The sequence below is a fragment of the Microbacterium aurugineum genome, from assembly GCF_023101205.1.
Lineage (GTDB): Bacteria > Actinomycetota > Actinomycetes > Actinomycetales > Microbacteriaceae > Microbacterium > Microbacterium aurugineum.
In genome coordinates, this window is sequence record NZ_CP078078.1 from 1,072,732 (window position 1) to 1,087,487 (window position 14,756).

Here is a 14,756-nt window from a genome sequence, read left to right on the forward strand (position 1 = left end):
GTGCTCGTCGAAGTGGCAGGCACGCCCGATCGCTGTCCATCCTATTCCTGTCCGAACACGGGGAGCGACGAAGGCGAGCCTAAGTGTCCGCAACGGCTCAGGAGGCCGCGGGTACCCTGGCAGGGTGAGCGAGACCATCGAGGATTTCTATGCGGTCATTCCCGCCGGCGGCATCGGCAGTCGGCTGTGGCCGCTTTCCCGCGCGGATGCGCCGAAGTTCCTGCACGACCTGACGGGATCCGGGCACTCCCTGCTCCGCGACACCTGGGATCGCCTGGAGCCGCTCACCGGGCCGGACCGGATCGCCGTCGTCACCGGACGCGCCCATCGCGCTGCGGTCGAGGCGGAGCTGCCGGGCATCGCCGATCTGAACGTGTTCCTGGAGTCGGAGCCGCGGGAGTCGGCGGCGGCGATCGGACTGGCTGCCGCGATCCTGCATCGCCGCGAGCCCGACGTGATCGTCGGGTCGTTCAGCGCGGATCATGTGATCCGCAGCACCCGGGTGTTCGAGTTCGCCGTCCGCGACGCCGTCGAGGTCGCCCGCGAAGGCTACATCTGCACGATCGGCATCACCCCGACGGAACCCGCGATCGGCTTCGGCTACATCAAGAAGGGCCCGGAGCTCGTGGTCGAGGGTGCCAGGGAGGCCGCGCTCGTGGAGAGCTTCGTCGAGAAGCCCGACCTGGACACGGCGAAGGCGTACCTCGCGGACAGGGGCTACCTCTGGAACGCCGGCATGTTCATCGCGAAGGCGAGCGTGCTGCTCGACGAGATCGCGGCGAACGAGCCGGAACTGCATGCCGGACTGCTCGAACTCGCCGAAGCCTGGGACGATCGCGATCGGCGCGGACCCGCGGTGGATCGAATCTGGCCGCGCCTCAAGAAGATCGCGATCGATTACGCCGTCGCCGAGCCGGCCGCTCGCCGAGGACACCTCGCGGTCGTCCCCGGGCACTTCGACTGGGACGACGTCGGCGACTTCGCCTCGCTGACCAAGCTCATCAACAACGGACGCAAGAACGACCTCGCCGTCCTGGGGCCGAACGCACGTGTGCTCACCGACGGGGCGAGCGGGATCCTGGTCAGTCAGACGTCGCGGGTGATCAGCCTGGTGGGTGTCCAGGACATCGTCGTGGTCGACACCCCCGACGCCTTGCTCGTCACCACGGTCGAGCATGCCCAGCGGGTGAAGGGCGTCGTCGAGTCACTCAAGCTCACCGGCCGGGGGGACGTGCTCTGAGGCGTGCGCCGATGAGCACGATCCCACGCTCATCCGGTGGGTTGATTTCAGCTTTGTAACCTTTGGCCAGCACATGCGGGGCGAGCGTGTGCAAAAGCTGAAACAGTAGGTAACTTTGATCGATCCGCGATGGCCGCGGGTTCGTTGAGGGAGGCATCAGTTGACCATCTCCACCACCAAGAAGCTGCTCGGCGCGACGGTCGCCGCGGGCGTCATCTTCGCACTCGCCGGCTGCGGCCAGGCCCCGACCGACAGCGGGTCGGGTTCCGAGAAGCCGGTTGACTCCGACTTCCTCCCGTGCCTCATCTCCGACGCCGGCGGATGGAACGACAAGTCGTTCAACCAGTCCGCGAAGGAAGGCATGGACGCCGCCGCCGAAGAGCTGGACATCAAGCCGCTCGAGTTCGAGTCGGCGAACGACAACGACTACGCGCCCAACCTCGAGACCGCGGTCTCCGAGGGCTGCTCGCTCATCGTCTCGGTCGGCTTCAAGCTGTCGGCTGCGACCGTCGAGTCCGCCCTCGCGAACCCCGAGATCGACTACGCGATCATCGACGACTGGGCCGACAACGACTTCGACGGCAACGTCGATGCCCCGAACATCAAGCCGCTGGTCTTCGACACGGCTCAGGCCGCCTACCTCGGTGGCTACGCCTCGGCCGCCTGGTCTGCGCAGAGCGGCGTGAACAAGGTCGGCACCTTCGGCGGGATGCAGATCCCGTCCGTCGCCGTGTTCATGGACGGCTACCAGCTCGGTGTCGAGAAGTACAACGAGGACAAGTCCGCTTCGGTCCAGGTCTTCGGTTGGGACGCCGCGACGCAGAAGGGCTCGTTCACGGGCGGCTTCGACGCGAACGACACGGCCAAGCAGACCGCTCAGGGCGTGCTCGACCAGGGCGTCGACGTGATCCTGCCCGTCGGTGGCCCGGTCTACCAGAGCGCGGCAGCGGCGATCGCCGACAGCGGCAAGGACACGCTGATGCTCGGTGTCGACAGCGACCTGGCCGTGGCTGACCCGAGCGTCGCCGACATCACGCTGGTCTCGATCATGAAGGCGATCGACGTCGCCGTGAAGGACGCGACCATCGCGGCCGCCGCCGGCGACTTCGACCCGGCCCCGTACGTGGGAACGCTCGAGAACGAGGGCGTGAAGCTCTCCGGCTTCGGTGACTTCGAGTCCCAGCTGCCCGACGGGCTCCTCGACGAGCTCGCCGAGCTGCAGAAGCAGATCATCGCGGGCGACATCACGGTGGAGTCCGAGAACTCCCCGTAAGTCGTCGCAGGTCCAGCACGGGGCGAGTGGTGAGCAGGCTGCCACTCGCCCCGTGCCGTGGACGGACGATGATTCTCCTGGATGACTCTTCTGGATAAGGTGCAGATATGAAGCTCGAACTTCGCGGCATCACCAAGCGATTCGGCAGCCTCGTGGCGAACGACCACATCGACCTGGTGGTCGAACCCGGCGAGATCCACGCGCTGCTCGGCGAGAACGGCGCGGGCAAGTCCACGCTCATGAACGTCCTCTACGGCCTGTATCAGGCGGATGAGGGCGAGATCCTCCTCGATGACGAGGTGCAGCGCTTCCGCGGACCCGGTGACGCGATGGCGGCGGGGATCGGCATGGTCCACCAGCACTTCATGCTCGTTCCCGTCTTCACGGTCGCCGAGAACGTCATGCTCGGCCACGAGCAGACCAAAGCGCTCGGCACGCTCGACATCGCGAAGGCGCGAGAGCACGTGCGGTCGGTCGCGGCCCGCTTCGGATTCGACATCGACCCGGACGCGCTCGTGGGTGACCTCCCCGTCGGAGTGCAGCAGCGCGTCGAGATCATCAAGGCGCTCTCGCGCGATGCGAAGGTGCTCGTGTTCGACGAGCCGACCGCCGTGCTGACGCCGCAGGAGACCGACGAGCTGATGAACATCATGCGTCAGTTGCGCGACGAGGGCACGGCGATCGTGTTCATCACGCACAAGCTGCGCGAGGTGCGCGAGGTCGCCGACAAGATCACCATCGTCCGGCTCGGACGCGTCGTGGGTGAGGCATCGCCCACCGCGACGAACGCCGAACTCGCCTCCCTCATGGTGGGCAGGGCCGTCGAGCTCACGGTCCAGAAGGATCCGCCGCGCCTCGGCGAAGGAGGTCTCGAGGTCTCGGGACTGCGCATCCTCACGCCCACCGGCGCGATCGTCGTCGACGGCATCGATTTCTCCGTCCGCCCGGGCGAGGTCCTCGCGATCGCGGGTGTCCAGGGCAACGGCCAGACGGAACTGGTGGAGGCCATCGTCGGCCTCGCCGCCCGCGTGGAAGGCAGCATCTCCCTCGACGGCAAGGAACTCGTCGGCCGGAGCGTGCGTGCGATCCTCGACGCGGGGGTCGGGTTCGTGCCGGAGGACCGCACGGAGGACGGCCTGGTCGCCGGCTTCTCCGTCGCTGAGAACCTCATCCTGGACCGCTCGGACGATCCGGCGTTCAGTCGCGCGGGCACACTCCGCCGCGCCGCGCTCGACGAGTTCGCCCGTGCGCGCATCACCGAGTACGACATCCGCACCCAGGGGCCCGAGACGGCGGCAGGCACGTTGTCGGGCGGAAACCAGCAGAAGGTCGTCATCGCCCGTGAGATGAGTCGCGACCTGCGGCTGCTCGTCGCCGCGCAGCCGACCCGCGGTGTCGACGTCGGGTCGATCGAATTCATCCACAAACGGATCATCGAGACGCGGGATGCCAGCATTCCGGTGATCGTCGTCTCCACGGAGCTCGACGAGGTCGCGGCTCTGGCCGACCGGATCGCGGTCATGTACCGCGGCACGATCGTCGGCATCGTCCCCGGCGACACGCCCCGGGAGACGCTCGGACTCATGATGGCCGGAGCGGCCGAAGGGGAGGTGGCCGCGTGAGCGGAGCGACACCCGGCGCAGGAGATGTGACCAAGGGCATCCCGCCGCAGGAGCTCGCGACGAGCACCGGCACGGTTCCGCGCGACCCGTCCGACGTGCCCCCGCCTCCGCGCGGCAACGTCATCCTCAAGGAGATCCTCCGCGGCAACGCCGTGACGACGATCCTCGCGATCGTGCTGGCGCTCATCGTCGGCGGCATCCTCATCGCCGTCACGAACGAAGACGTGCAGGCGGCATCCGTCTACTTCTTCGCCCAGCCCGGTGACACCTTCGTCGCCGCCTGGAACGCCGTGTACAACGGCTACGAGGCGCTGTTCCGCGGGGCGATCTTCAACGCGAGGGGTGCCGACTTCGCGGCGCAGATCCGGCCGCTGACGAACACCCTCGGCTTCGCCGCCCCGCTCATCGCCGCAGGTCTCGGCGTCGCTCTGGCGTTCCGCGTCGGCCTGTTCAACATCGGTGCCCGCGGTCAGATGCTCATCGGTGTCGCCGTCGCGGCGCTGTTCACGTTCTCGCTCGACCTGCCGATCTGGCTGCACATCCCGGTCACCCTCCTCGCCGGTATCGCGGGCGGTGCGCTCTGGGGTGCGATCGCAGGACTCATCAAGGCGCGCACCGGTGCGCACGAGGTGATCCTGACGATCATGCTCAACTACATCGCGTACTACCTGCTGCTGTGGATGATCCGCACGCCGGGCCTGCTGCAGAAGCCGGGCACGAACCAGGCGCTCGGCTCGGCGACGCCCGAGAGCGCGCAGTTCCCGACGTTGCTGGGGCCGCAGTTCCCGCTGCTCGACCTTGGCTTCGTGATCGTGATCGTGGCGACGCTCTTCGTCTGGTGGCTGATCGAGCGCTCCTCACTCGGCATGCGCATGCGCGCCGTGGGGGAGAACCCGCATGCCGCGCGCGCCGCGGGTATCAGCGTGCAGCGCGTCTACGTGTACGCGATGCTGTTCGCCGGGGGGCTCGCGGGCCTCGCCGGGATGAACCAGATCCAGGGGGCGGTCACGACGGGCGTCACCGAGACCATCGACGCCGGCATCGGGTTCGACGCGATCACGGTCGCGCTCCTGGGCCGCAGCCGCGCGTGGGGCACGTTCGCGGCCGGCATCCTGTTCGGCGCGCTCAAGGCGGGCTCGTTCTCGATGCAGGCGCAGGACATCCCGGTCGACATCGTCCTCGTCGTGCAGTCGCTCGTGGTGCTGTTCATCGCTGCGCCGCCGCTGCTGCGCTCGGTGTTCTTCCTGCCGAAGACCGATGCGGAGAAGGCCGCCAAGGCGAGAGCCAAGGCCGCGAAGAAGGCGGTGGCCGCATGATGTCGCTCACACAGACCGTGTCCGCAGGCGGCGCCGTCCAGCTCGAGACCGTCAAGGAGCGGCACCTCAAGGCGCCGATCGTCCTCGCCGTCGCCACCGCGCTGCTGGCCCTGCTGTTCCTCACCGTGCCGCGCGACGGCATCAGCACGTTCCGGCTCTCGGACCCTTCGGCGGCGCTCGGGCTCCCGGATGTCGCCTTGCCCACGGCATCGACCTTCTGGGTAGTGTTCGGCATCCTGGTGGTTCTGACGGTCGGGGCGTTCCTCCGAGCCTGGATCTACCGTCCGCCGTCCCTCTGGCTGGTCATCGCCTACAGCGTGCTCGCCGTGTTCGCGTTCCTCGTCTGGGCGTCCGCCGGGGGACTGGTCCCCGTCACGAGTCTGCTGTTCGGAGCGGTGTCCCTGTCGGTGCCGCTCGTGTTCGGTGCGTTGGGCGGGGTGATCGGCGAACGTGCCGGCGTCGTCAACGTGGCGATCGAAGGACAGCTGCTCCTCGGGGCGTTCTCCGCCGCGCTGCTCTCCAGCATCACCGGCAACCCGTTCGTCGGGCTGATCGGCGCGATGGTCGGTGGCGTCCTGGTGGCCAGCGTGCTCGCCGCGTTCGCCATCAAGTACCTCGTCGAGCAGGTCATCGTCGGTGTGGTGCTGAACGTGCTCGTCACGGGTCTCACCGGATTCCTCTACGGCGCGCTCCTCGCGCCGAACGAGGAGGCGCTGAACACGCCGGTGCGGTTCCCCCGGGTGGAGATCCCACTGCTGAGCGACATCCCGATCATCGGACCCGTGCTGTTCAACCAGACGTTCATCGGATACCTGATGTTCGTGACCGTCGCCGTCGTCGCGTGGGGGCTGTACCGCACGCGGTGGGGCCTGCGCGTCCGCGCCGTGGGAGAGCACCCGCAGGCGGCTGACACCGTCGGCATCAAGGTGAACCCGACCCGCTTCTGGAACGTGCTGCTGGCCGGCGCGATCGCCGGCATGGGCGGCGCGTACTTCACACTCGTCTCGGTGCCGCAGTTCGGCAAGGAGATGACGGCGGGTCTCGGCTTCATCGCCCTCGCGGCCGTGATCTTCGGGCGCTGGGATCCCATCCGTGCGACGCTCGCGGCCCTGCTGTTCGGTTTCGCCACGAACCTGCAGAACCTGCTCTCGATCCTGAAGACGCCGATCCCCGGCGAGTTCATGCTCATGCTGCCGTACGTCGTGACCCTGCTCGCGGTCGCCGGGTTCGCCGGACAGATCAAGGCCCCTGCCGCCGACGGCAAGCCGTACATCAAGTCCTAGCCCTGCCGGGAAAGAGGGAAGTATCGCAATGACCGACATCGACTGGGATGAGTTGCGCCAGGTCGCCACGGAAGCCATGACGAAGGCGTACGCGCCGTACTCGCGCTATCGCGTGGGGGCGGCCGCTCTCGTCGGGGACGGGCGGATCGTGGCCGGGTGCAACGTCGAGAACGCCTCCTACGGGGTGACGCTGTGCGCGGAGTGCGCGCTCGTCGGAGACCTGCACATGTCGGGTGGCGGCCAGCTCGTCGCCTTCGTGTGCGTGAACAACGAAGGGCAGACGATCATGCCGTGCGGCCGCTGCCGTCAGCTGCTGTTCGAGCACGCGATGCCCGGGATGCTGCTCGAGACCGTCTCCGGCATCCGCACGATCGACGAGGTGCTGCCCGACGCGTTCGGGCCGCGCGACCTGGAGGACGCACGATGACGACGGTGGAGCCTTTCGACGCGGTGGATGTCATCCGCGCCAAGCGCGACGGGGGCGCGGTCCCCGAGGCCGCGCTGCGCTGGATGGTGGACGCGTACACGCGCGGCTACGTCTCGGACGCGCAGATGGCCTCGTTCGCGATGGCCGTCTTCCAGCGGGGGATGGAGCGCGACGAGATCCGCGTGCTCACCGACGCGATGATCGCCTCGGGGGAGCGGATGAGCTTCGCCTCCCTCGGCAAGAAGACCGTCGACAAGCACTCCACCGGCGGCGTCGGGGACAAGATCACGCTTCCGCTCGCGCCGCTCGTCGCGGCCTTCGGCGTCGCCGTCCCGCAGCTCAGCGGCCGCGGACTCGGTCACACCGGCGGCACGCTCGACAAGCTCGAGTCGATCCCGGGCTGGCGCGCGGCGCTCAGCAACGAGGAGATGTTCGCCCAGATGCAGGGCGACGTCGGCGCGGTCATCTGCGCCGCCGGTTCGGGGCTCGCCCCCGCCGACAAGAAGCTGTACGCGCTCCGCGATGTCACCGGAACCGTCGAAGCCATTCCGCTGATCGCCTCGAGCATCATGTCGAAGAAGATCGCGGAGGGAACGGACGCGCTGGTCCTGGACGTGAAGTTCGGCTCCGGCGCCTTCATGCAGGACATCGATCGTGCCCGCGAGCTCGCCCGCACGATGGTCGCGCTCGGCACCGATTCGGGCGTGGCGACCACCGCGCTCCTGACCGACATGAACGTCCCGCTCGGACTCGCGATCGGCAACGCCAACGAGGTCCGCGAGTCGGTGGAGATCCTCGCCGGCGGTGGTCCCGCCGATGTGCGGGAGCTGACGCTCGCCCTGGCGAGGGAGATGCTCGCACTTGCCGGACAGCCGGACGCCGACGTGGAGGCCGCCCTCGACGACGGGCGCGCGATGGACACCTGGAAGGCGATGATCCGCGCGCAGGATGGAGACCCCGACGCCCCGCTGCCCACGGCACGCGAGACGCACGTCGTCACCGCCCCGGAAGACGGTGTGCTCACGCGTCTGGACGCGCTCCCGTTCGGCGTCGCCGCCTGGCGACTGGGGGCGGGCCGTGCCAGGGCTGAGGACCCCGTGATCTTCGAGGCGGGAATCGACCTGCACGCGAAGCCGGGCGACCGCGTCACCACCGGGCAGCCGCTCTTCACGCTGTCCGCGGCGGACGAGGCCCGCTTCCCCCGCGCGATCGAAGCTCTCGAGGGCGCCTGGGCGATCGGTGGCGAGGTGCCGGAGGCCGGTCCCATCGTGCGCGAGCGCATCACGGCGTGACTGCGGACCGCTAGCCTGAACTGAGCACATCCGCGACGGAGGAGGATCACCATGTCGATCGACGCGAACGGCGATATCACGCTGCAGGGCGTCTCCCTGCGGAGCCTCCCGAAGGTGTCGCTGCACGATCATCTCGACGGTGCCCTGCGCCCCGCGACGATCATCGAGCTCGCGGACGCGATCGGCCTCGAGGTACCGAAGTCCGAACCCGCGGCGCTCGGTGCCTGGTTCGCGAAGCAGAGCGACTCGGGGTCGCTGGTGGAGTACCTCAAGACCTTCGATCTGACGACCGCCGTCATGCAGACCCCGGAAGGGCTCACCCGCGTCGCGCGCGAGTTCGTCCAGGATCTCGCGGCCGATGGTGTGGTCTACGGCGAGGTGCGCTGGGCTCCGGAGCAGCACCAGGCCCGTGGACTCACGCTCGAGCAGACCGTCGAAGCGGTGCAGCAGGGTATCGAAGAGGGCGAGGACGCCGCCGACCGCGATGGTCGGAGCATCCGCGTCGGCCAGTTGATCACGGCCATGCGCCACACCGATCGGGCCAGGGAGATCGCCGAGTTGGCGGTCGACTTCCGCGGTCGCGGCGCCGTCGGGTTCGACATCGCGGGGCCGGAGGACGGCTTCCCGCCGTCGAATCATCGCGCCGCGTTCGACTATCTCGCCGGCAAGTTCTTCCCGGTGACCGTACATGCGGGAGAGGCCGCGGGGCTCGCGTCGATCCGTTCAGCTCTGCTGGACGGGCGTGCGCTGCGACTGGGCCACGGCGTCCGCATCGCCGAGGATCTCCAGGTGGTGACGCAGGAAGGCGATGAGGTGCAGGTGCAGTTCGGCGACCTCGCCCGGTGGGTCCGCGACCGCGAGATCCCGCTCGAACTGTCGCCGTCCTCGAACCTGCAGACGGGGGCGATCGCGGCCTGGGGCAACACGCTGGCGGATCACCCGTTCGACCTGCTGTACCAGCTCGGGTTCTCCGTGACCGTGAACGTCGACAACCGCACGATGAGCGCCACGTCGCTCACGCGCGAGCTCGCGCTGCTCGTCGAGACGTTCGAGTACGACCTCGACGACCTCGAGACGTTCCAGTTCAACGCCGCCGCAGCCGCCTTCCTCCCGGTCGAGGAGCGGGAAGAGCTCGTCGAGTTGATCGCCGAGGGCTTCGACATCTGATCGTGGCTTCCGGGGGGAGGCGACGATGGCGGACAGCCGCGATCATCATCGCAGCCGCACTCGTCGCGAGCGGAGGCGGGCTCGCAGCGTATCTGTGGATGGGCCGCGCTCCGGCGGAGGCGGCGACGCCCACCCCCACTCCTCGCGCGTCGGTGACGGTTCCGCCGCTGACGCCGGCGGAGCAGCTGCTGGCGGACACCGACGATCCGCTCGCCTGCGCGGTGACGTTCACCGGCGAGGGCGCGCCGGCCGATCCCCAACTGCAGTGGCAGGGCGGCCTGTACCAGGCGCTTCCGATCCCGGCCCTCGACGGCCGTGTCTTCGCCGGCTGGTACGGAACTGCGGCGGATGCGGCGGCCTTCACGGTCGCGGCTCGGGTGAACGGCGCGGACCAGGTCGTGTGCGAAGAGCAGCGGATCGAACTCTTCGCCGCGTGGAAGACACCGGAGCAGAACGCGGCTGAGGGAGTTCAGGTACCGATCCTGATGTACCACCAGTTCACGGCGAACCCCGAGGGCGAGTCGGGGTGGCTGCGAGGCAACTACGCCTACATCGGTGATTTCGACGCGCACCTGAACCACATCTCCACCACGGGATTCTACCTGCCGACCTGGGATGAACTCAGTGCGTTCATCGACGGTCGGCTCTCCCTTCCGGCACGGAGCGTGATCATCACCGACGATGATGCCGATCAGACGTGGTTCGACCTCGCGGCACCCGTTGTCGAGAAGCACAAGCTGCTCGCGACCTCGTTCATGGTCACCGCCTACCGCTCCGATCCGCCGCCTTCGATCCACGTGCTGCGTCGTTCGCATACGCACGACATGCATCAGGCCGGCGCGAACGGCGACGGACTGATGGTCAACTGGACGGCGGATCAGATCGCGGCAGACCTGAACCTCTCGGGAGACACGCTCGGGGTTCGCGAGGTCATCGCGTATCCGTTCGGTCACTACAACGACACCGCGAAAGAAGGTGTCCTGAAGGCCGGTTACGAGATGGCGCGGACCATCGAGCCCGGCACGGTCCGGATCGGCACCGACAAGCTCGCCCTTCCCGTCGTGCGAATCGACTACGGAATGGGAGTGGACGCGTTGATCTCGCGCATCGGCTGAGGCTCAGGGGGCGAGCGGTGCGAGGAATTCGTCGACCAGGCGCGTGACCTCCGCATGCATCTCCTCGGAGGAGATCGTCGGGGTGCCGTCGCCGTCCTGCGGCCCGTAGTCGCCGAACGAGGCATGAGAGGCGCCGTCGATCTCGACCATCTCGGCATCCGCAGGCAGCTCATCGCGTGCATCGGCGATCTTGTCGGCCGTCGAGAGGCCGTCCTCACTTCCCGAGATGCTCAGGACCGGGAGCCCGCTCTGCGAGAGGTCGTTGGCGCAGTAGGAACCGAACAGCACCAGCGCATCGGCGTCCGGGGCGAGCTGGCAGGCGCGCACACCACCGAGCGAGTGTCCTCCGACGGCCCACACCCCGACTTCCGGAGCGGCGGACGTGAAGGCATCGAGGCCCCGAGGGTCGAAGAAGGCCAGATTCAGCCAGGGGCGGGTGATCACGACCGTGACACCGTCTTCCGCGAGGCCCTGGAGGATGGCGGCATAGGCCCAGGGGTCGACCTTGGCCCCGGGGATGAAGACCAGCCCGACGTCGGACTCGCCGTCCACCGGCTCGAGCACGATGCCCTGATCGGCATCCGTCACCGTGATCTGCGGGTTCTCCTGTACCGTCGCGAGCGGCTCGGGCTCCGCGGCCATGACACCGATCTGGCTCCACGCCACGACGCCGCCGACGCCGAGCACCACCACGATCGCCAGGCTCCACAGAACGCGCTTCAGGATGCGACGGCCACGAGTCTTCTCCACGCGTCAACGTTACTCCGCGGCGCGGCCCTCGCCGGCGACGGCAGGGTGCGTGCGGAGGTACTCCTCGAAAGCCTCAGCGGTCGTGCGTCGCGGTGTGTATCCGAACTCGCTCTTCAGACGTCCGTTCGCCAGCACCGGCCGATAGCGGAGGAACGGCACCTTCTCCGGTCCGTGCTCCGTGAGGCGGAGCGTCCGTCCGATCCGGAGACCTGCGGCCAGCACCCCCGCGGGGACCACGAGCTCGGGCTTGCGCAGTCGAGCCGCGATCTCCGGCACGGTCATGCGTCCGTCCCCGGCGACGTTGAAGATCCCGGGCGGGCCGTCCGTCGCCGCACGGATCATCGCTGCGGCGACGTCGTCCACCCAGACGAAGACGAACGGGGAATCCGAACCGGCGATGCGGAGGATCCGCCTTCCGTCCCAGAGCGCGGTGATCTGATTCCGCACGGACGGACCGAGGATCGTGCCGATGCGGAAGACCACCTGCTCGAGCTCCGGGTGGGCCGTACGGTACTCGGCGAGCATCTCCTCCACCAGCCGCTTGTGCCGTGCGTACGGGAAGGCGTCGTTGCCCCGCAGCGGCTGGTCCTCCTCGATCCAGTCCGGGTTGTCGGCGTGATAGCCGTAGGCGGCGCCGGAGCTGGAGACGACGATGCGGCGGACGTCGGCCTCCACGCAGGCGGCGAGGACGTTCGCCGAGCCGGTCACGTCGACGCGGTACTCGAGGGCGACGTCGCGACCCGGATTGACGATCGCCGCCAGATGCACGACGGTGTCGATCCGATGCTTCCGGAGCATCGGCGCGATGGCGGCGGGATCGGTCACATCCAGTGTCTCGTCGATGATGCCGTCGCGCGGCGTGCCCGGGCGCAGGTCCGCGGTGACGACGAGTTCGACATCGTCGCGCGCGGCGAGGGCCTCGGCGACGTGCGACCCGAGGAAGCCTCCGCCGCCGGTGATGAGCACCCGCGACATCAGGCGGCCTCGATGGGTGCGCGGCCGCTGCTGTCTCCGGTCGCGGTCCCCGTGCGGCGTCGCGTGTGGCGGGCCCAGAGCCCCGCGAGCACGAGACCCGCGATGATGTCCCAGATGCCCCACCAGCCCGCGACGACGGCCATGCCTCCGAGCCCGTCGAAGAACAGGAACACCAGGCCCAGACCGAGGCCGGCGTTGCGGATGCCGACCTCGAACGTCATCGCCTTGCGCTCACGGGTACCGAGGCCGCCCACGACGGCGGTGCCGTAGCCGAGTGCGAGCGCGACGGCGTCGTGGACGGCGACGACCAGCAGGATGACACCCAGGACCTGCACGAAGATCGCCCAGTTGCCGATGAGCGCCGCCACGATGAACCCGAGCAGGGCGATCAGGCTGAACCACTTCACGAACGGCTGCACCCGCGCGCTCATCCCCGGCACTTTCGCGCGGAGGAGCAGACCCGCCGCGAAGGGGAGACCGATGATGAGGAAGATCTCCAGCAGCATCCGCCAGGGGTCGAGCGAGACATCGCGCAACAGGGCGCTGGCGGTGGGATGCAGGGAAGCCCAGAACGTGATGCTGAGCGGCATCGCGAAGATGTAGATGAGGTTCCCGACCGCGGTGAGTGAGACCGAGAGCGCGACGTTGCCGCCGGCACGATGTGTCAGCACCTGCGAGATGTTGCCGGGCGGGCAGCACGCGACCAGGATCATCCCCAACGCCATCGACGGGGGGATGGGCAGCACGAGGGTCAGCAGGAACGTCGCGACGGGCAGCAGGAGCAGCTGCGCGAGGATCGCGATCACGAACGGCTTCGGGTGCTTCGCCACCACACGGAAGTCGCGTGGCGAGGTGTCGAGGGCGATGCCGAACATGATCAGCCCCAACACCACGTTCAGGATCGTCAACGTGCCGGGCGTGAACGACAGGACGACGTCGTCGATGTTCATGCCGAGGCCTCCAGTGCGCTCTTCTCGCGTCGCACCGCGCTGCGATAGGCGTCCTTGTTGACGTAGTACGCCATCCGGTCGAGGCCGAGGTAGTGATAGCCGCCGGAGGTGTCCGGCCACGCCGTGCCGGTTACGCGGTCGCGGAAGCGTGCGGCCCGCGCCGGGTCGTGCTCTGCGGCGTCGAGGTAGGTCGCGAGCAGATCGGCCTGTTCGTACCGGCCCTGCCAGCCGATCCCGGAGGCCTCGATCATGCCCATCACGTACAACCCGTTGAAGGAAGCGGGGAAGACGTTGAGGAACAACCGAGGCGACGCGCCGCGCCAGTGGAGGTGTTCGCGATCCACGAACGGATAGTCCAGGGTGTAGCCGGTCGCCAGCAGCACGAGGTCGTACTCGTCCGAACCCCCGTCGCGGAAGTGCACGGTCTTCCCGTCGAACCGATCGATGTCCGCACGGATGCGCAGATCGCCCTGCCCGAGGTGGTTGAGGATGAGGGTGTTCACGATCGGGTGAGATTCGTAGATGCGGTAGTCGGGCCGGGGGAATCCGAACCGCACGGGGTCTCCCGTGAACGCACGCAGCACGCGGCTGTCGACAGCCTGCTTGATCCGCGCCGGCAGGGGGCGCCCCTGGTTGAGGGTGTCGCTCGGCTTGCCGAACAGGTAGCGCGGCACGAAGTAGTACCCGCGGCGGACACTCATATCGATCGAGTCGGCATGATGCACGGCGTCCACCGCGATGTCGCAGCCGGAGTTGCCCGCGCCGATGAGCAGCACCCGCTTGCCCCGGAGCATCTCCGGGGATTTGTAGGCGCTGGTGTGCAGCAGCTCGCCGGTGAACTCGCCGCGGAACGAGGGCACGTTCGGTTCCGCGAGGGTGCCGTTCGCCAGCACGACCCCGGCATACCAACGGGTCTCCTCGCCGTCGGGGCCGCTGCTCGTGAGGTCCCACCCGCCGTCGCGCGGTTCGAGACGCGTGACCTTGGTCTCGAACCGGAACAGGTCGGTCAGCCCGAAGCGGTCGGCGTACTCCTGGAAGTACTCCTTCAGCACACGGTGGCCGGGGTAGTCGACCCGGGTGCGCATCGGGAACTCCGAGAACTCGGTCGTGGTGCGGGAGGAGATCAGGTGCGCCGACTCGTACATCGTGCTGCGCGGGTTCGTGATGTCCCACAGCCCGCCGACGCCGTGGGACGCCTCGTACCCGTCGACCCCGATACCGCGCCGGTGGAGCGCACGCGCCGCGGCCAACCCCGATGGTCCCGCCCCGATGACGGCATATCTGTTCATGATGCTCCCCGCACGTCGCTGTGCTCGAAAAACGCCCCCGTCCACCGATCGTATCCG

At 68.3% G+C, this 14,756-nt stretch carries 13 protein-coding genes; 9 read left to right on the forward strand and 4 right to left on the reverse strand.

What is annotated here, in order from left to right; translation table 11 throughout:
- Positions 1-124: 124 nt before the first annotated feature.
- The 9 genes from KV397_RS05250 (at position 125) to KV397_RS05290 (ending at position 10,735) form a co-directional block, all read left to right on the forward strand.
- Positions 125-1,240, forward strand: a complete 1,116-nt coding sequence (locus KV397_RS05250; RefSeq protein WP_131492692.1) for a mannose-1-phosphate guanylyltransferase — start codon at positions 125-127, stop codon at positions 1,238-1,240.
- Positions 1,241-1,400: 160 nt separating this feature from the next.
- Positions 1,401-2,513 (forward strand): BMP family lipoprotein, encoded by a 1,113-nt coding sequence (locus tag KV397_RS05255; RefSeq protein WP_047523604.1) that lies wholly within the window; start codon positions 1,401-1,403, stop codon positions 2,511-2,513.
- Positions 2,514-2,620: 107 nt separating this feature from the next.
- A complete protein-coding gene (locus KV397_RS05260; protein ID WP_261812331.1) occupies positions 2,621-4,135 on the forward strand; it encodes an ABC transporter ATP-binding protein in 1,515 nt (504 codons plus the stop codon).
- Positions 4,132-5,451, forward strand: coding sequence for an ABC transporter permease (locus tag KV397_RS05265; RefSeq protein WP_261812332.1), 1,320 nt, complete (start codon positions 4,132-4,134; stop codon positions 5,449-5,451). The genes KV397_RS05260 and KV397_RS05265 overlap by 4 nt, the downstream gene beginning before the upstream one ends.
- Complete coding sequence (locus KV397_RS05270; RefSeq protein WP_047523600.1) at positions 5,448-6,734, forward strand: ABC transporter permease; 1,287 nt, start codon at positions 5,448-5,450, stop codon at positions 6,732-6,734. The genes KV397_RS05265 and KV397_RS05270 overlap by 4 nt, the downstream gene beginning before the upstream one ends.
- A gap of 28 nt (positions 6,735-6,762) precedes the next feature.
- Entirely contained in the window at positions 6,763-7,161 is a 399-nt protein-coding gene (locus KV397_RS05275) for a cytidine deaminase (RefSeq protein WP_047523598.1), read from the forward strand.
- Positions 7,158-8,453, forward strand: coding sequence for a thymidine phosphorylase (locus KV397_RS05280; RefSeq protein ID WP_261812333.1), 1,296 nt, complete (start codon positions 7,158-7,160; stop codon positions 8,451-8,453). Before KV397_RS05275 ends, KV397_RS05280 begins: the two co-directional genes overlap by 4 nt.
- Positions 8,454-8,504: 51 nt before the next feature.
- Complete coding sequence (locus KV397_RS05285; protein WP_261812334.1) at positions 8,505-9,620, forward strand: adenosine deaminase; 1,116 nt, start codon at positions 8,505-8,507, stop codon at positions 9,618-9,620.
- Between the two features lie 2 nt (positions 9,621-9,622).
- The gene (locus tag KV397_RS05290) at positions 9,623-10,735 is read left to right on the forward strand and encodes a polysaccharide deacetylase family protein (protein WP_315972136.1); all 1,113 of its coding nucleotides are present in this window, start codon (positions 9,623-9,625) and stop codon (positions 10,733-10,735) included.
- Between the two features lie 3 nt (positions 10,736-10,738).
- Here the strand turns inward: KV397_RS05290 and KV397_RS05295 are convergent, their stop codons facing one another.
- The 4 genes from KV397_RS05295 to KV397_RS05310 are packed head-to-tail and all read right to left on the reverse strand — an operon-like array spanning position 10,739 to position 14,699.
- Entirely contained in the window at positions 10,739-11,485 is a 747-nt protein-coding gene (locus KV397_RS05295) for an alpha/beta hydrolase (protein ID WP_261812335.1), read from the reverse strand.
- Between the two features lie 9 nt (positions 11,486-11,494).
- Entirely contained in the window at positions 11,495-12,460 is a 966-nt protein-coding gene (locus KV397_RS05300) for an SDR family oxidoreductase (RefSeq protein ID WP_261812336.1), read from the reverse strand.
- Positions 12,460-13,410: a bile acid:sodium symporter family protein gene (locus tag KV397_RS05305; RefSeq protein ID WP_261812337.1), complete on the reverse strand. Its 951-nt coding sequence runs from the start codon at positions 13,408-13,410 to the stop codon at positions 12,460-12,462. The genes KV397_RS05300 and KV397_RS05305 overlap by 1 nt, the downstream gene beginning before the upstream one ends.
- Positions 13,407-14,699 carry a flavin-containing monooxygenase gene (locus KV397_RS05310; RefSeq protein ID WP_261812338.1) on the reverse strand — a complete coding sequence of 431 codons (1,293 nt, stop codon included), beginning with the start codon at positions 14,697-14,699 and terminating at the stop codon, positions 13,407-13,409. Before KV397_RS05310 ends, KV397_RS05305 begins: the two co-directional genes overlap by 4 nt.
- Positions 14,700-14,756 lie beyond the last annotated feature (57 nt).